Source organism: Streptomyces sp. NPDC001108 (assembly GCF_053598535.1).
In genome coordinates this window covers 224,317-242,128 of sequence record NZ_JBSFKL010000006.1, presented here as the reverse complement: position 1 = coordinate 242,128, position 17,812 = coordinate 224,317, and the positions used below count along the sequence as shown (strand labels likewise).

Sequence of the window (17,812 nt, the reverse complement as noted above, 5' to 3'; positions counted from 1 at the left end):
GCACTTCGTCGCTGTGGGCCGGTCCGCGCTCTGTCCGTCCGGGACCGGCCCGCAGAAGGTCACCCGGTGGCGAGCAGCGCCTCCAGTGCCTGTGCGGTGGCTGGATGGCGGTCGAGCAGCGCCGCCCCTGCGGGGCCGGTGTCCGGCTCCTCCCAGCCGTCCTCGCAGCCGAGCAGGCCCGCGAGCGCGTCGCACGTCCCCGGGTGCGCGGCGAGCAGGGCGCTTCCCTGGCCGCTCCGCGCGCCGCCCGTCGACTGCGCGGCGGGCGGTGCGGACGGGGCCCGCCACGGCGGCACCCAGGCGTCCAGCGCGGCCAGTCGGCCGGGGAAGGTCCGTCCGGCCTCCCGGATCAGCAGCGGGGCGAGCTCCGAGCCGCTCGACCGCAGGGTGGTGATCAGCGTCGGCAGCCAGGGCAGCAGAACCTGGTCCGGCAGCCGCCCGAAGGCGTTCGAGACGGCCTCCACGACGAAGTCGGTGAGTCCCGGAACGGGCTCCAGCGCGTGGACGAAGCCGCTGAGACAGCGCGGATAGGCGGCCACCGTCAGCGGGTTGTCCAGCAGGGCGTCGCACCGCGCGCGGAGTTCCGCGCGGGTCAGACGGCCGAGCTGGACCTGTGCCGCCCACAGCAGTGCCGTCTTCGACGACTCCTCCGGGTGCGACTGGCCCACCGCCAGCTCCAGCTGGGTCCGGTCGCAGCCCAGGGAGAGCGCCAGGCTCTCCATGCTGAACAGGAAGCCCAGCATCGCCGCCACCTGACGGACCGTCGCGTCCTCGTCGGTGAACGCCGTCGGCAGCAGCGTGCAGTAGTGGGCGTAGCCGGCCTTGACGAACGACTCGATCCAGGGCGGCAGTACCGGCTCGGCGGTGCGGTAGTACGCCAGCAGCCGTCGCACCCGGCGCAGCACCTCGGGCGCGCCGTCGACGCCGCGCTCGGCGGACAGCACCTCCAGGGCGTGGGTGCCCAGTTCGTCGGCGAGCCGACGGCTGCGCAGGTACAGCGTCGCGTCCTCGACGGCCGCCAGGACGGTCTCCGTGGTCGCCTGCGGGTCGTACGCGGTCCGGCGCAGCCGCTGCTCCAGCACCTGCTCGATGCTGACGCCCTCGTATCCGAGCTCGATGAGCGCGCGCTGGTGCGTGCCGAGGGCGAGGTCCCACGATTCCTGGATCGGCCGCTCCCCCAGCTTCCGCTCGCCCATGATCGGGCGGGCGGCGCCCTGCGGCATCAGATACCGCAGCATCCACAGTGCGTCGGAGCAGCGCTCCAGCTCCGGGCGCGCGGCGATGTCCAGCAGGGCGCGCCGCACTCCGCGCCGTTGGAGTTCCAGTCCCAGGGGTGCCAGCCGGTCGTGCACGTCACGGGCGAGGGGCGGCAGCGCGTCGTAGCCGACCTGGCCGACCCGGTCGCCGCCCATCATGATCTCCACCAGGCGCCGGACGTCGCGGCGGCCGGGCACGGAGTCCTTCTCGATGCAGGTGACCGCCGCGTCCTGGAAGTCGTACGGGGTGGGTCTGGCCCGGTCGCGCATCCCGGCCAGCAGGATCGACGTCTCGAACACGGCGATGGCGTCGGCGGTGGAGGCGAGGTAGCCGTTGCGGCGGGCGGCGCGCACGATCTCCACCGACCAGCCGAGCAGTTCGGCCTCGTCCAGCCGGTCCAGGACGGGCGGCCGCTGGAGGAAGCCGGTCAGCCGGTACGAGGGCGGCAGGTCCGCGACCGGGTCCGGCAGGGGCCCGGCCTTCCTGGCTCCTGTCTTCTCCTTGCCGGCCTGTCCCGCCAGGCGGAACGGCTTCACGCGGCTGCGCCTGACGTTCTTCGCCCAGACGGTGGCGGCGATCGACACCGATCCGGCGGCGAGGCCGAACTGCGCCTCGATCGCCGCGTGGCTGGACGGGATCAGGCCGTGCTGCCAGACCGTGGCCGTGGGCGGGGTGATCTCGAAGGTGTCGGCGCCGTGGACGCCGAACTCCTCGACCCTGCTGACCGCGTGGAAGGCGCCACAGACGTAGAGGCAGTCCGCCGGGTCGGCTCCGCTCGCCGCGAGGTGCCGGCGCATCCGGGTCCACATGTGGCGCTCGCGGTCCTCGTCCACCCGGACCCGGTGCGGGTCGCCGGGCGCCAGTCGCCGGAAGAGGCTGCCGATCAGGAGCATGACCTGGCGGTAGGTGTCGTGGTCGCTGTCGCCGAGCGGCAGCTCGACGTACTGGTGCCACCATTCCGACCAGTGCCGGACCTTGCCGTGGCGCAGCAGGTGCTCCTCCAACTCGGCGAAGCGGGGGCGCAGGTCGCCGATCTCCACGCCCACGGCGTCGCCGTGCAGCGCGGCCTCCTCCTCGACGGGCGGCGCGTCCGGGTCGGCGGGGGCCTCGGGGTGCGCGCCGCGCGCGTCCCACTGGAACACGTGGTCGGAGGAGCGGTCGACGAGGACGAGCTCGACGCCCGGCGTGTCCAGCGCGTAGGCGATCGCCTGGTACTCGGCGGATGCCTCGGTGATCGGGGCGACCACCGACAGCGGGGACCAGTCGGCGGGGAAGCCGTCGACCTCGGTCGCGAAGGACTGGACCGCCACCGGCAGCCTGCAGTTGCGCAACTCGGTCAGGAGGGGGGCCATGTCCTCGCACAGCTCCAGGTACACGACCTTGGGCTGCTTCTCCCGCAGGCGGCGGGCCATCGCGATCGCGGAGGCCGGTGAGTGGTGGCAGACGGGGAAGATCTCCAGCGGTTCGCGGGCCGCGTGGTCGACGTCGTCGACGATGCCGAGGAGGATTCCCTCCAAGGCGTCCGGTCCGTCGGCGAAGGCCGCCGCGGCCTCCTGGAGCTGGGTGCGGAGCCCCTCGAAGGTGCCTTCGTGGGTGCCGGTCATGACAGGGTCGCGATCGCGTCGCGGCCGCCCTCCAGGAACTCCGGCCAGGAGCCGCCCTCTTCCTTGCTGCGCGGCTCGACGACGCCGTGCAGGTATTTGTTGAGGATGGCCAGGTCCTCGGGTTCGCGCCGGGCCAGCGAGCCGACGAGCGAGGACGCCAGGGTGCGGGCGGTCAGGGTGTGCCGGCCGAAGAAGTTGCTGTGCAGCACCGCGTCCTCCAGCACACCGATCTGCTCCGCGGTGGACAGCGCGGACTCCAGCTTCTCGTCCTCGCTGCCGGCCGCCGCCGCCGAGGCCCGCAGGTCGGCGAAGCTGCGCAGCAGTACGTCCAGGAGCGTCGGCGGGACCTCCAGTTCGATCTGGTGGCGGCGCAGCAGTTCCTCGGTGCGGAAGCGGACGATCTCCGCCTCGCTCTTCTTGTTCGTCACCACCGGGATGCGGACGAAGTTGAACCGGCGCTTGAGGGCCGAGGACAGGTCGTTGACGCCCCGGTCGCGGCTGTTGGCGGTGGCGATGACGGAGAATCCGGGCTTGGCGAAGACGATGCTGTCGCTGTCCAGTTCGGGGACCGAGATGTACTTCTCGGACAGGATCGAGATCAGCGCGTCCTGCACGTCACTGGTGGAGCGGGTCAGCTCCTCGAAGCGGCCGATGGCGCCGGACTCCATCGCGGTCATGATCGGTGAGGGGATCATCGACTCCCGGGACTGGCCCTTGGCGATGACCATCGACACGTTCCAGGAGTACTTGATGTGGTCCTCGGTGGTGCCGGCCGTGCCCTGCACCACGAGCGTGGAGTTGCGGCAGATCGCGGCGGACAGCAGTTCGGCCAGCCAGCTCTTGCCCGTGCCCGGGTCGCCTATCAGCAGCAGGCCCCGGTCCGAGGCGAGAGTGACGATGGAGCGCTCGACGAAGCTGCGGTCTCCGTACCACTTCTGGGAGATCTCGCGGTCCAGGCCGTCGGAGCGCTCGGAGCCCAGGATGAACAGGCGCACCATCTTGGGCGAGAGCCGCCAGGAGAAGGGCTTGGGGTTGTCGTCGACGGACTCCAGCCACTCCAGTTCCTCGGCGTACTTGATCTCGGCGGGGGCGCGCAACAGGTCGGACATGAGGGGCCTTTCTAGGCGAGGAAGTTCTTGAGTTCGTGGACGAGCTTGCGGATGTGGCCGGAGAGGACCGGCGTGCCGAGGTCCTTGAAGCGTTCGCGGAACCACGGGTTGACGCTGCCCCGGCCGGCGCTGGTGACCGAGCCGACGGGGATGAACCGGGCTCCCGAGCGGTGGATGGCGGCCATGGCCTCGAAGAGCGGTTCGCTCCGCCATTCGTAGAAGTCGGAGATCCACACCACGACGGTGTTGCGGGGTTCGGCGATCTTCGGCTGGACCAGTGTCATGGCGGCCGTGCCGTCGGTGCCGCCCCCGAGGTTGGTGCGCAGCAGGGTCTCGAAGGGGTCGTGCACCCAGGGGGTGAGGTCGAGCGCCTGGGTGTCGTAGGCGATCAGATGGACGTCCACCTTGGGCAGCCCGGCGAAGATCGACGCGAGGATGGTGCAGTTGACCATCGAGTCGACCATCGAGCCGGACTGGTCGACGACGACGATCAGCCGCTGGGGTGTCGTCCTGCGGGTCGTGTGCCGGTAGTAGAGGCGGTCGACGTAGAGCCGCTCCTCCTCCGGGCTCCAGTTGGTGAGGTTCTTCCAGATCGTGCGGTCGAGGTCGAGGTTGCGGAAGACCCGCTTGGGCGGGACCGAGCGGTCCAGGGCACCGACCGTGGCCTTCTCCACCTGGGTGCGCAGCACTTCGGCGACCTCGTCGACGAAGCGTCGGATCAGGCTCTTGGCGTTGGCCAGGGCCACGCCGGAGAGGTTGTTCTTGTCCCGCAGCAGTTGCTCGATCAGCGACATGCTCGGGGTGAGCCGGGCGGCGAGCGCGGGGTCGGCGAGCACTTCGCGCAGGTGCATCCGTTTGACGAGATCGGCCTCGATGTTCCCCAGCTCCGGCCCGATGGCCGGGATCAGCCGGCTGAGGTCGGGGGTCGTGCCGTTGCCGCCGGTGCCGGCCGGGCCGGGGCCCCGTCCCGCCGCGCGCCCACCGGTCCGGCCGCCGCGCAGATCGCCGGGGCGGCAGCCGAGCGCGCGCTCCAGCCAGTCGGCGTCCGACTGCCAGCGCGCCAGCTGTCCGGCGGTGACCTGGCCCGAGCCGGAGGCGAAGACGTTGAGCAGCACCTTCGACACCAGGGCCGCCCGCCGTACCTCGGCGGCCCGGTCACGGTCCGTTCCGCCGTCGTCGCCCGCCCCGCCGTCGGCTTCGGTGGCGGAGGCCATCAGGCCGTCGAACTCGTCGGCCAGCTCCGGGTGGCGCTGCACGACCGAATCGACGGATGCCTGGGGGTCCAGCAGCGCGGCCGGCAGGCCGATGTCCTCGACCACGGCGAGGCCGGCCGATTCCAGCGCGGCCTGTTCCTCCTGGTCGAAGAGGCAGGCGAGGAGCCGCCAGTAGAGGACCTGGCGCCGGTTCTCCTGCGGGTCCGCCCCGGAGGGCGTGGTTCCGGCGGCCGGGGCCGTCGTGTGCTCGGTCATTTCCGCAGCAGCCTTCCCGCCCGCTCCCGCAACACCGTGACGGCGTCGGTGGCGGCCTTCTCCGCCCTGGCACCCGCTTTGTCGGTCGTACCCCCGGCCCATCCCCCGGCGTGCACCGCGACGGCTTTCTTCCGGACGGTCGTCTCGACTGCCAGGGGCTGGACGCGGTAGGCCCCGGCGTCCCAGCGGAGCAGTCCGATGCAGGCACCGGACGCCGCGACCGCCTCGGGAGTGAGGGGCCCGGCGGCCGGGATGCGGCCGGTGTCGACGGCCAGGGCGCAGCCGGGCAGGACGAAGGTCCGGGTGCCGTCGTCCTCGGCGGTGGTGTAGCCCTCCAGGAACACGGGGACGGCGATGCGTGCCGGGTGGCGGTCCAGGGGCGCGGTGGCCGCGTCCGTGGCGGTGGGCAGGGCGACCCGGGCGGTGGCGAACGCGTCGGCGGGCTCGCCCGAGCGGGCGTGCTCGTCGCTCCAGAGCAGATCGCCCTCGGCGGTGACGGGCATGTCGGTGAGGTCCATGGCGCGGCCGTCTCCGAGGGCCGCGAGCAGTGAGAGACGCGGGCGGAGCAGCTGCCAGAGGCCCGCCCCGACGACCGTGTCGGGTTTCGGCACCGCCGCCCCGGCCCGGACCAGCCGCGGCGCCCCGCCGTCCGCAGGCTCGAACACCGCGTGGACTTGCGCCTGTACGGCGGTCGGGTGCTCCTGGAGGTCGACGCCGAGGGGCAGCAGGCGGCCGGTGGCCGTGCCCGTCACCGGCGTCCCGGCGGCACCGGGCACGGTGAGCAGCAGTCCCCGGGCCCACAGGTCGGCCCAGCGGCGCACCGGTATCCGCTCCAGGGTGGCTCCCGGGCAGGAGGCGGCCAGCTCGGCCGCGAAGCCGTCGAGGAGCATCGCCGGGCGGCGCAGCGCGGGCTCCGGGAGCATGGCGGAGACGACGGGGGCCGCTCCGGCGGCCAGGTCGTGGTCGATGCCCTGCCATCCGGAACGCGCCAGGTCCGACAGCCAGGAGCGGGCGGCGGCGAGCAGGTTGGCCGGCTGCTGCCCGGCGGGCGGGGGTACGGGGTCCTCGCCGCGCGTCCGTCCGGTCGCCTCGGCAACCCGGGCGGTCAGCGCGTCGTGCGCGGAGCCGAGGAGCGCGGTGCGGGCGGCGGCGAGGGCGACGAAGTCGTCCTCGCTCGCGGCCCCGGCCGCCGCCTTCTCGGCCGCCCCGGCGACCCGCGAGGCGAGCGGGCTGCCGGCGACCGCGTGGGCGAGCGCGGTCAGCCCCTCGGTCTGGGCCGCCTGCGGGCGGAGCAGCCCGGCGACGAGGGCCCGGTCGAACACGTCGACGGCGGCGAGGACTTCGTCGAGTCCGTCGAGGGGCTCCGCGAGGAGGTCGGCGCGCATCAGGCCACCGCCCTGGTCGTCGGGAACCAGTGCATCTCCGGCACCGGGGTGGTGTCCGGGGTGAACTCCAGGTAGGCGAGGTGGCGCAGGAACCGGCTGAACACCGGCGCGGCGGCCCCGGCGTCCGCCTGCGGGGGACGGGTGTCGCGCATCGCGGAGGTGAGGGCGCTCGCGTCCGGTTCCCCTTCCCCGGGCTCGACGCGCAGATAGCGGGCGACGCGCTCGGCACCGTACTGGAGCACGGCCTCGCCGATCAGGGCGATGATGTGGTTGCAGAACGAGCCGCGGGCGCCGCCGCACGGACGGTTGTTGTTGGTGCTGCACGCGAAGGCGTAGGTGCCGACGGCGACCGACGACACGTAGACCCGCCCGATGTCCGACCCGCTGGACACCACACCCTGAAGACGTCCGTCGGCCAGTTCGACGAACGGGACCTTGGCCAGCTTGCGGGCCCGCGCCGGCGCGGTCACCCGTACCGTGCTGGACCTCTCCCAGTCTGACAACACACCACTCCTCTGCGTACCGGGGCGACTTCCGCGCCACAACGGCAGGACACCACCGAACGTATCCGCGACCACTGACAATCGGTCCGGACGGAGGTGTGCGAGCGGCGCGGAAGACCGCTCCCGGGCAGAGGTCAGAAGGAGTGCCCCACCCCCTCCGGCGTCCCCCGCCCCGCGCCCGCGGCCAGCGGGAGGAACGGGAGGGCCACGAGGTCGTACTGGGGGCACGGCGCCTTGATGCACTGCTTCGGCGACGGCACGCAGATGTGCCCGGCGGGTGCCACGACGGAGGCGCACGGGATCAGCTGGGCCGTGAGGGGGTCGTCCGAGGCGAACGCCGGGCTCGTCATCGTCAGGGGCAGGGCGGTGAGGGCGACCGCGGTGGCGGTGCGCAGCAGGTTCTCGATCACAAGCAGCAGGAATAGCCGCGCGTCGACACGGCGTCGCATCCGGGACACCGTCCGCCACCCGTTCGAGCGATGACATTCACCTCTCGAACGCACTTCATATTTCCGGAAGTCCGCAGCGCGGTGCAGGGCCTGCCGTACGGACCGGGGAGCGTACGGCAGGCCCTGCGGGCGGCGGGGCCGCGCGGCGCTACTCGGCCGGCGTCCCCTCCGCCGCTCCGTCGGCGGCGCCCCCGTCCCCGGCGGCCTCCTCGGCGGAGGTCTTCGGGCGGTCGACGGTGCAGACCAGCGCGTTGTCCCGCACGTCGGCGACGATGGTGTCGCCCGGATCGGCCTCGCCGCCCAGCAGCAGGGAGGCGATGCGGTTGTCGAGTTCGGTCTGGATCGTGCGGCGCAGCGGACGGGCGCCGAACTCCGGCTGGTGGCCGTGCGCGACAAGGAGTTTCTTCGCCGCCTCGGTGACCTCCAGCTCCATGCCCTGGGCCCGGACCCGGCGTTTGCTGCCGTCCAGCATGAGGTCGACGATCTGTCCGAGGTCGCCCTTGTCGAGCCCGTGGAAGATGATCGTCTCGTCGACACGGTTGAGGAACTCCGGCGGGAAGTGTCCCCGCAGGTCGCCCATGAGGTCCTCGCGGATCTCGGAGACATCGCCCTTGTGGGCGAGGATGCGCTGGGCCCCGATGTTGGACGTCATGATGACGACGGTGTGCCGGAAGTCCACCGTCCGCCCCTGCGCATCGGTCAGCCGCCCGTCGTCGAGCACCTGGAGCAGGGTGTTGAAGACGTCGGGATGCGCCTTCTCCACCTCGTCGAACAGCAGCACGCTGTACGGCTGTCGGCGCACCTTCTCCGTCAGCTGGCCCGCCTCCTCGTGGCCGACGTATCCGGGCGGGGCGCCGACGAGCCGGGAGACGGTGTGCTTCTCCTGGAACTCGCTCATGTCGAAGCGGGCCATCCGGTTCTCGTCGCCGAACAGCAGCTCGGCCAGCGCCTTGGCGAGTTCGGTCTTTCCGACGCCGGTGGGCCCGAGGAAGAGGAAGGAGCCCACGGGCCGGTCGGGGTCCCCCATTCCGGACCGGCTGCGGCGTACCGCCTCCGCGATCGCGGTGACCGCCTCGTCCTGGCCGACGACCCGGGAGTGCAGCGCGTCCTCCAGCCTGAGGAGCTTCTCCTTCTCGCTGGCGGTGAGCTGGGTGACCGGGATGCCGGTGCGGCGGGAGACGACCTCGGCGATGTCGGCGGTGGTGACGTCCATGACGCCCTCGCGCCGTTCCTCGATCCCGGCGAGCTCGGCCTCGGTCTCCGCGATCCGGCCCTTCAGCTCGGACGCCTTCTCGAAGTCCTCGGAGGCGACGGCCTCGTCCTTCTCCCGCTTGAGCTTGGCGAGCCGGTCCTCACGGGAGACGACCTCGGTGGACCGGCCGAGCGACCGCAGCCGCACCCGGGCGCCCGCCTGGTCCATGAGGTCGATGGCCTTGTCCGGCAGGAACCGGTCGCTGATGTAGCGGTCGGACAGCTCGGCGGCCGCCACCAGGGCGTCGTCGGCGAAGCGGACCTGGTGGTGCGCCTCGTAGGAGTCGCGCAGGCCTTCCAGGATCTGGATGGTCTCCTCGACCGTCGGCTCGGGCACCATGACGGGCTGGAAGCGGCGCTCCAGCGCGGCGTCCTTCTCGATGTGCTTGCGGTACTCGTCGATGGTGGTCGCCCCGACCACGTGCAGTTCGCCGCGGGCCAGCGCGGGCTTCAGCATGTTGCCCGCGTCCATCGCGCCCTCGCCGGACGCTCCGGCGCCGACCACGGTGTGCAGCTCGTCGATGAACAGGATCGTCGACTCGGCGGCGGCGCTGACCTCCTCGATGACGTTCTTGAGCCGCTCCTCGAACTGGCCGCGGTACTGGGAGCCCGCCACCAGACCGGAGAGGTCCAGCGCGATCACCCGCTTGTCCTTGAGCGTGCGCGGGACGTCACCGGCCACGATGCGCTGGGCGATTCCCTCCACGATCGCGGTCTTGCCGACCCCGGGCTCACCGATCAGCACCGGGTTGTTCTTGGAGCGCCGGGAGAGGACCTCCACGGTCTGTTCGATCTCCTCGGCCCTGCCGACCACGGGATCGAGCTTCCCGGCCTTCGCCTCCTCGGTCAGGTCCCGACCGTACTGGTCGAGCGTGGGGGTGTCGCTCGTACCGGCCGCGGGTGTCCCGTCGGCCCGTGCGGCGTCGTCGGCCTCGCGCCGCAGCCTGCCGGTGTCGGTGCCGTACGCGCCCAGCAGTTTGGCCGCACCGGACTCCTTGGCGTCCAGGAGCGCGCCGAGGATGTGCTCCGGCCCGATGTACGACACCCCGGCCGCCTGCGAACGTTCGTACGCCTGGAGCAGTACGCGCTTGGCGGCGGGCGTCAGGCTGGGCTCCGCCGACGGAGTGGCGCTCGCCCCCGGCAGGGCCTCGGCGATCCGCTTGCCCAGCTCGTCCGGGTCCGCCCCGGCCTGCTGGAGCAGGGTGCGGGACGGGTCCACCTGGGTGGCGGCCCACAGCAGGTGTTCGGTGTCCAGGTCCCGGCTGCCGTCGTCGGTCGCCCGGGTGGTCGCCCGGCCTATCAGCTCCCGGGCCGACTCGGTCAGCAGCCTGCCGATCGGGACCCGCTGCACCTGCGGTGGCGAGGACGCCGGGGACATCCCGAAGAACCGGTTGAGCATTTCCGAGAACGGGTCCGGGCCGCCGAAGGAACCGAAGGAGGACATGGTCATGGTCACCGTCCAGTGAGTGCGGGTGCAAAGAGCGCGCGAAGGGCGGCCCGCCGGGATCGCCCCGTGCCGGGGAACCGGTTCCGGTGCCCGGTGCCCACGGAGCGCCGAGCCCGTACCGTGGCCCCCATGGGCAGGTGGTCCCACTAGAACAACGCCCACCTGGTCACGCAACGGCACGGAGACTCGCCCCCCTCCCCCGCGAGCGACCCGTGCCCCGGTGGCCGTGGATCCCCCGGTCCGGTCGCGGGTAGCCCGATCGGGTGATTTCCGGACGGTGGCGCAACCGGATCGGGCCGGTCCCGTCGTCCCCGTCGACGGGACCGGTGGCCGTCGCCTCGCCGACCGTCCGGCCCCCGCCAAGACTTGGCCCATGAGCAACAAGGAACGGTCCACGGACCTGAAGGGCGGCCCCGGTCACCTCGTGCTGCTGGCGGTCGTCTTCGCCGTGCCCGTCCTCAAGCTGGCCTGGACGCTGGGCGGCGGAGGCGCGGCGAGCGAGGCGTTCGTCGCCATGGAGCCGTCCAACTGGCCCGACGTCCTCATCGGGATGCTCCTCAACGACGCGCTGCTGGCCTCGGTGCTCGCCGTCGTGGTGTCGCGCACCTCGTACGCGTACTTCGCCGCCAAGGGCGGGGCCCGGGTCCACGCGGACACCCCCACCGCCCACACGGTCCTGCAGGCCGCGGTCGTCCCGCTCACCTGCGCGCTGGTGGTGGGGGCCTTCCACGGCCCGTGGTGGGGCGTGGCGGTCGGTCTCGTCTCCTACGCGCTGCGGCTCGGCGTGATCGTCGAGTACCGCACCGGACGGCGCGAGCGCGACAGCGGCAGACGCAGCCACACCATCCCCTCCGGCTGGCTGGAACGCACCGCGGACGGCGCATCGGTGGCCGCCCTGCTGCTGGCTGCGGTGGCTCTCCCGGTGATCGCCCTGGCCGGGGCCGTGGACGGACGTTCCTGGACCAGCGTCGTGGAGTGCGACGTCAACACCGGGCACGGGGACGAACGCGCCCGTCTCGTGGAACTCACGCGCAAGGGCAACGGTGTCGTTGGCTGGGACATCGCGCGGGACGAGGTCGTCAACGGCCTCCGCTGCCAGGTCTCCGAGGACGACGGGGTACGCGCGCCGCTGTGGCGCGCCCGAGGGCGTACGCCGTCGGCCGCAGCGTTCCCCGGGACGACGGCAAGGACCCCGGCTGACGCGCATTTTCGGACATGCGGCAGATGGTCCGGGGTGCTTCCGTGCAGCACGGTGTTCGCGCGCCCCGTCGGGGAACCCACGGTGTCCGTGGTGCACAGGCCGCCGCAGCACACCCCTGGGTGCTGACAGGCCGTCAATACCGCTTCGATCAGGACCGTCAGCCGCAGTACGTTCTATTTCCTGATTTCTACCTCCTTGTCAGTTCCATACGCCACGCTGGACGCATACCGCCCAACACCGGCTTGGAGGCCAGTAGTGGACGCCCAGGACCTCGCGCAGCTCGGCGACAAAGAGTTCGAGCAGTTGCTCACGTCGAACATCCACCCTCCCACCCGTGACGCCAGAACATGGGCCGCGATCATCCACCCCGACAACCTGCCGCGAGCCCGGAAGATCCTCACCCACGTCCACGAGCGGACCGCGAGCGTGCTGCGGCGGCGCAAGACCGAGCGCGAGGAGTTCCGGGTCGAGTGCTTCGCCCGGGGCGATGCCGGCAAGCACGAGTGGTTCGCCACCCGGGCCGACTTCGAGTCGCTGCGCCGCCGCACCGCCAACTTCCACCAGCGGGTGCAGCGGGCCATCACCGAGCTGGGTCAGGAACAGCGCAATGTGAACCGGACGCAGAGCCACACCGCCGGGCAGCAGAGCCGCGAGACCCTCCGCGAGCTGGCCGTCGCCGTGCAGCGCCATCAGGACGTCCACGCCCGCGAGGGCGGCGGGGCCGATCGGGCCGACCACGAGCTGTGGCAGCACCTCGACCGGCTGACGGTGCCCACCGGGCCCGGCCAGCACCCCACGACGCTCCGTACGATGCTCGGCGTCTACTGGACCGACCCCGAGCCGATCGGCGGCGCCGCCGAGCATCCGGCACCCGCCGAGCGGACCGTCCCGAGCGGCACGGCGGCCCGCCCCGGCGTACCGCAGGCCAGGCGCGCGGACGAGCGGGGCGACCCGGCGGCGCGGGCCCTGCCCGTGGATCCGTCCGGCTGATGCCCCGGACCGGCGGCGTTCCGGGGCGGGTGGTGCCGGGCGGAACGGTCGTCGTCCGTTCCGCCCGGCACCGGGGCTCAGCCGATGTTCAGATCGATGCAGGCGTAGAAGGCGTTGGCGGTGTCCGCGATGTTCCACACCGCGAGGACCTTCTGACGCCCCGTCACGCTGCCGAAGTCGACCTGGTGGGTGACCGTGGCACCGGGCTGCGCACCGTTGTCGTTGAATTCCGCGACCTTCCGGCCGCCGGCGAAGTACTGCCAGGTGCTGGTGGCGTGCCGGGCGGTCAGCACCCACTGGAAGGACGTGCTGCGGCCGACCGAGGTCACCTTCCATCCCTTGGAGTCGTTGTCGAGCTCGGCGAACCGGCTGTTCCCGCCGCTGCAGCTGGTCAGCCCCTTGGGGCCTTCCACGCTCTGCGGCTCGTACTTGATCTCGCCACAGCTCACGGTTCCGGCGGCGCACTGGGCCTGACGGCTCGGCGGCGACGAGATGTACCCGTGGGCGCTGGCGGACCCGACCGGGAGGGTCAGGGCCAGCACGGGGGCGAGCAGGGCGCCGACGACCGCGGCCGTCTTCCTCTTCGTGTGCATGCTTCTCCTTCACAGGAGGCGTCGCCGCACCCGAGCGGGCTATGGGGGCCCGTGGTGCCGGACCGGCCTCTTTGGTGTGGGGCCAAGATGTGCGAAGGGCACGGCAGGTACCGCCGCCGGGTACGCCCGGGAAACGCCGGGCGCCCGGCAGGGAACTGCACTTGGCCTAGACCATACCGATCGGCGGATCCCCGTCAAGGTGCCCGGCACCGCCCTGTTCCACCATCGCGCGTACGCCGGGGGCGCACTCCCCCGCTTCACACGCCCGCCCCTCGCGCGCCCGCACCAGGGAGGCGCTCCGCGGCGTTCCCCGGCGGGTCACACCGGTCCGGCGGCGGTGCCGGGGCCGAAAATGCGGACGTGTCCACTGCCGTACGCCCTCCCGTCCCCCGCCCCGATGCCGCACCCGGCCCCTGGGGCGAATGGCCCCTGCTGCTCCTGTCGGCGGCCTCCGGCTCGGCCGACGCCTTCGCCTTCCTCTGCGTCGGCCAGGTCTTCGCCGGGGTGATGACCGGGAACCTGGTGCTGCTCGGTATCTCCGCCACCGGCGCCGGGGAGCACGGGGTGGTGATCCGGGTGGTGACGGCGCTCCTCGCGTACGGCGCCGGGGTCGCCTGCGGCGCGTGGATGGAGGGCCGACCGAAGTGGCCGCTTCCCGTGATGCTACTGGCGGAGGTGGCCCTGCTGGCCACGGCATCCGCGCTGTGGGCCCTGGGTCCGGCCGGCTCCGCCGGGGGCCGGACGGCGCTGTTGGCGCTCACCGCCGTGGCCATGGGCATCCAGGGACGGATCCGCTCCACCCCGACCAACTACTTCACCGGAACGCTCACCGGGCTCGTCGGCCGCGCGGCGCTGCGGTCGTGGGGGCGCGGGGACCTCTGGGTGGCCGGTCGGCTGGTGGCGGTGGCGGCGGGCGCCGCGGCCACCGCCGTCACGGGGCACCTGTGGCCGGGCGCGGCGGCCGCGGGCGCCGCACTGCTCGTCGAGAACCGGCACCGGGTGCGGTTCCGGCACCGTGACGTTCCGACCGGATCGCGGGAGCCGGGCCCGGACGCTCCGGGGCGCGGGCGCGGTGACACGCCCGCGTAGGCGAAGGGCACACCTCGCCGGACCACGGCCTCCGCACCACACCCACGGCACGGCGCCGGCCCTTCCGCCGACCGAAGACGTCTGGCATATGCCCGAACCAGGCCGGACATGCAAGCCCGGATGCGGCGGCCACCCTGGCCGATCGCCCCGTGCACACCGGCTGACTTGCGCCAACGTCCGTATACAGCAAGGGCGTTCGAAGGAGCAGCCGCCTGTGCAGCCCGTGGCATATTCCGAAGGCAACAGCGCATCGAGTGTCGCCAAATCCCTTACGGCCTCCCCCCGGCTGTGCGACAGTCGTCTTCGGTCCACCTCTCGGACCTGGTCGTACCGCGCCTGTATCGGAGTACGAGATGCCCTCCCCCCTGTCCGCGGACCGCCCCGCCCCACAACCGCCCGAGCACGAGACGGTGGACGCGCTGATCAGCCGGACCCGTCGGCTCCGCGGCGACGTGGACGCGGTACGGCGGGGCACGGCGCTGGTCGACGAGGAGGACCCCCAGCTGCGCTGGCGGCGCGCGCTCTACGATCTCGCGGTCCACCACCTGGAGAATCTCGGGGCCCATCTGGACCAGCTCAGGGAGGGCCCGCCGTCCGCAGCCCCCGAACGCCGCACGGAGGTCCCGGCGTCGAGGGCGGTGCCGGGCACGCCGGAGCGCGGCATGCCGAGGCCGGGCTCGCTGATCGGCCGTGTGGGCAGCGCCGAATGGGATCTGCTCACCGGCGACGTGAGCTGGTCGGAGGAGTTGTTCCAGATCTTCGGCAGGTCCCCCGGGGCCGGGCCGCTCCCGCTGGACGAGCTGCCGTCCGTACTCCCTGCCGAGGACCAGCCGCTCCTCAGCTCACTGATGACGGACTGCCTGGTGGACGGCAGGCCGATAGACGGCGAGTTCCACATCCTGCGGCCCGACGGCGGGGTGCGCACCCTCCACATGACGGGTGAGCCCGTCCTCGATCCGGACGGCCGCACCGTCGCCATGTGGGCCGTCCTGCGCGATGTCAGCGAACTCCGACGCAGCGAGCAGACGCTGCACCGGAGCCACGACTCGCTGCGCCGCCGGGAGTACCGCGCGCGGGTCGAGCACCGCGTGGCCGTCGAGCTCCAGGAGGCCGTGCTGCCCCCGTGGCGGGGCACGCTGCGCCTCCCTTCCCGGGAGCCGGACGCGCTGGACCTCGCCGCCCACCACCTCCCTTCCGGGTCGAGCGCGCACCTCGGCGGTGACTGGTACGACGCACTGGCGGTGCCGGACGGCGGGATCTTCCTGGCCGTCGGCGATCTGACCGGTCACGGCGTCCGCGCGGCCTCGTCGACAGCGATGCTGCTGGGCGCGCTGCGCGGGATGGCCCTGGCCGGCATCGGTCCGGGTGCGCTGATGGGGCATCTCAACCAGTTACTGGAGTCCTCCGTCCAATCCGCTCTGGGCAGCGCGCTGTGCTGCCGGTTCGATCCGGCGACCGGCGCCCTCTCCTGGGCACAGGCCGGTCACCCCGCACCGTTGTTGTTCCGCGACGGAACGGGCCGTCCGCTGCCCGCGCCGGACGGTGTCCTGCTCGGCGCGGCCTCCGGGGTCGTCTACGAACAGGACGAAGCACGGCTGCTGCCCGGCGATGTGCTGGTGCTGCACACCGACGCGCTGTACCGCCGGGGCGACCGGGCCACCGGCCCCGAGGCCCTGCTGGCGCTGGCCCCCCTGTTCGCGCAAGCCCGGACCGCGCAGGAATGCCTGCGGGCAGTCGTCGCGGAGTTCGGTGACGACCTGCCTCTGCACGACGCCTGCGTACTGGTCGCCCGTGTCGGGGCACCACAGCACGACACCACGTCCGCAGCCACGCACATGGCCTCGCCCACCCGGAACCGCATGACGCCGGACGGCACGGCACACTGACACACGTGGGCATGCCCGCCCACGACCACGACCCCGTACGACCGGGCCGTCCCTCAGATCTGCGAGGTACGCCTCGGCTGCTTGACGACCGAGGTCTGCGGCAGGGAGAGCTTGATCTCCTCGCGCAGGTCCGCGATCTTCGTGTATCCCGCGAACTGGCCGGTGAGCCGGTACATTTCGCGCAGCCGGTCCCAGGTGCGGTGCGAGGAGGTCTCGCCCATCGACATGAGGGCGAGCCGGGCGTACCGGTCGGCCTGCTCCGGGTCGTCGGCGATGAAGCATGCCGAGGCGAGCGAGATGTAGTCGAAGATCTTGGACCTCTGACGGCCGTTGGCCCTCAGCTCCAGCGCCTGCTTGGCGTGGCGCTGGGCGGTGATCGCCGCGGAGGGCTCGTGATCGGCGAGCGTACGGAACGCCAGCGCCTGCATGCCGTGCAGGTCCGCCTCGTCGAACATCTGCATCCAACTGGGCGGTGGGACATCGCTCTTGTCGGAGACGAAGAGCTCCTCCGCCTTGCCGAGGGTGCGTCGCATCGCCTGGCCGCGCCCCATCGATGCCTGCGCCCACGCCTCGATGGTGTACAGCATCGCCTGGGTACGCGGCAGGACCATGTCCCCGGAGCCGGACTTGGCGAGCTTCATCAGGTCCAGGGCGTCGTCGGGGCGGCCCAGGTGGACCATCTGGCGGGCCGCCCTGGACAGCGCCTCGCCCGCCCGGGGGCGGTCGCCGCCCTCGCGCGCCGCGTGTGCCGCGATGACGAAGTACTTCTGGGCGGTGGGTTCGAGGCCGATGTCGTGGGACATCCAGCCCGCGAGCACCGCGAGGTTGGCCGCGACGCCCCAGAGGCGGCGCTGCAGATGGTCGGGGTGACGGTAGGCGAGCATGCCGCCCACCTCGTTGAGCTGGCCCACCACGGCCTTGCGCTGGAGTCCGCCCCCGCGCGAGGCGTCCCAGGCGCGGAACACCTCCACGGACCGTTCGAGCGCCTCGATCTCGTCCGACCCGATGGGGGCGGCCTCGTACCGGTCGAAACCGGCCGGGTCCGCGTGCAGCGGGTCGTCGGTCCTTGGCGCGTCGGCAGCCAGTACGGGGTCGGAGTGCAGCCAGTCGTGCATGGGGCCGGTGATGGTCGATCCTGCGGCGAGCGCGGCGCCCGCGCTCACCAAGCCGCGTCGATTGAGCATGAGGTCCATTCCCGTGAATTCGGTGAGGACCGCTGCCGTCCGGTCGGGCGCCCACGGAAGCGCGTCGGGATTCTCCTGCGTCCCGGCCTCCCGCCGTTTCCCCGCACGCCCGCGCCGGTCGAACCCGAGGTCCTCGATGGTCACGACACGACCGAGCCGCTCGGTGAACAGGGCCGCCAACACCTTGGGCACCGGATCGCGGGGGCACTCCCCCATGTCGATCCACCGCCTCACCCGCGAGGTGTCGGTGGCCAGTTGGGGGTGGCCCATGGCCGCCGCCTTCCTGTTCACCATTCTCGCGAGTTCGCCCTTGGACCAGCCGGCGAGGCCGAACAGGTCGGACAGGCGGGTGTTGGGTTCTCCGGTCACGTCAAGCCCCCAGGTTCTCGGCTGTT

At 72.3% G+C, this 17,812-nt stretch carries 13 protein-coding genes; 4 read left to right on the top strand and 9 right to left on the bottom strand.

Annotated features, from left to right (window positions below):
- Positions 1–59: 59 nt before the first annotated feature.
- The 7 genes from ACWC97_RS16480 to ACWC97_RS16450 form a co-directional block, all read right to left on the bottom strand.
- The gene (locus tag ACWC97_RS16480) at positions 60–2,861 is read right to left on the bottom strand and encodes a hypothetical protein (protein WP_450649898.1); all 2,802 of its coding nucleotides are present in this window, start codon (positions 2,859–2,861) and stop codon (positions 60–62) included.
- A complete protein-coding gene (locus ACWC97_RS16475) occupies positions 2,858–3,970 on the bottom strand; it encodes an ATP-binding protein (protein WP_352278751.1) in 1,113 nt (370 codons plus the stop codon). Before ACWC97_RS16475 ends, ACWC97_RS16480 begins: the two co-directional genes overlap by 4 nt.
- A gap of 11 nt (positions 3,971–3,981) precedes the next feature.
- A complete protein-coding gene (locus tag ACWC97_RS16470; protein ID WP_450649896.1) occupies positions 3,982–5,439 on the bottom strand; it encodes a vWA domain-containing protein in 1,458 nt (485 codons plus the stop codon).
- Positions 5,436–6,854 carry a hypothetical protein gene (locus ACWC97_RS16465; protein WP_450650089.1) on the bottom strand — a complete coding sequence of 473 codons (1,419 nt, stop codon included), beginning with the start codon at positions 6,852–6,854 and terminating at the stop codon, positions 5,436–5,438. Before ACWC97_RS16465 ends, ACWC97_RS16470 begins: the two co-directional genes overlap by 4 nt.
- Entirely contained in the window at positions 6,824–7,327 is a 504-nt protein-coding gene (locus ACWC97_RS16460; protein ID WP_352278755.1) for a hypothetical protein, read from the bottom strand. Before ACWC97_RS16460 ends, ACWC97_RS16465 begins: the two co-directional genes overlap by 31 nt.
- Before the next feature lie 134 nt (positions 7,328–7,461).
- The gene (locus ACWC97_RS16455) at positions 7,462–7,776 is read right to left on the bottom strand and encodes a hypothetical protein (protein WP_450649894.1); all 315 of its coding nucleotides are present in this window, start codon (positions 7,774–7,776) and stop codon (positions 7,462–7,464) included.
- Between the two features lie 148 nt (positions 7,777–7,924).
- Positions 7,925–10,477: an ATP-dependent Clp protease ATP-binding subunit gene (locus tag ACWC97_RS16450; RefSeq protein WP_450649892.1), complete on the bottom strand. Its 2,553-nt coding sequence runs from the start codon at positions 10,475–10,477 to the stop codon at positions 7,925–7,927.
- 370 nt (positions 10,478–10,847) lie between these two features.
- Between ACWC97_RS16450 and ACWC97_RS16445 the strand changes: the two genes are divergently transcribed.
- Together ACWC97_RS16445 and ACWC97_RS16440 are read left to right on the top strand one after the other, a co-directional pair.
- Complete coding sequence (locus tag ACWC97_RS16445; protein WP_352278759.1) at positions 10,848–11,801, top strand: hypothetical protein; 954 nt, start codon at positions 10,848–10,850, stop codon at positions 11,799–11,801.
- A gap of 129 nt (positions 11,802–11,930) precedes the next feature.
- The gene (locus ACWC97_RS16440) at positions 11,931–12,665 is read left to right on the top strand and encodes a hypothetical protein (RefSeq protein WP_352278761.1); all 735 of its coding nucleotides are present in this window, start codon (positions 11,931–11,933) and stop codon (positions 12,663–12,665) included.
- Positions 12,666–12,742: 77 nt separating this feature from the next.
- Here ACWC97_RS16440 and ACWC97_RS16435 read toward each other — a convergent pair whose 3' ends face one another.
- On the bottom strand, positions 12,743–13,258 hold the full coding sequence (locus ACWC97_RS16435) for a lytic polysaccharide monooxygenase auxiliary activity family 9 protein (RefSeq protein WP_352278762.1): 516 nt from the start codon (positions 13,256–13,258) through the stop codon (positions 12,743–12,745).
- Between the two features lie 360 nt (positions 13,259–13,618).
- Between ACWC97_RS16435 and ACWC97_RS16430 the strand changes: the two genes are divergently transcribed.
- Positions 13,619–14,347, top strand: coding sequence for a YoaK family protein (locus ACWC97_RS16430; RefSeq protein WP_450649889.1), 729 nt, complete (start codon positions 13,619–13,621; stop codon positions 14,345–14,347).
- Between the two features lie 353 nt (positions 14,348–14,700).
- On the top strand, positions 14,701–16,233 hold the full coding sequence (locus ACWC97_RS16425; RefSeq protein WP_352278765.1) for a PP2C family protein-serine/threonine phosphatase: 1,533 nt from the start codon (positions 14,701–14,703) through the stop codon (positions 16,231–16,233).
- A 53-nt stretch (positions 16,234–16,286) separates the two neighbouring features.
- Here ACWC97_RS16425 and ACWC97_RS16420 read toward each other — a convergent pair whose 3' ends face one another.
- Entirely contained in the window at positions 16,287–17,786 is a 1,500-nt protein-coding gene (locus ACWC97_RS16420; protein WP_385212306.1) for a DNA-binding protein NsdB, read from the bottom strand.
- Positions 17,787–17,812 lie beyond the last annotated feature (26 nt).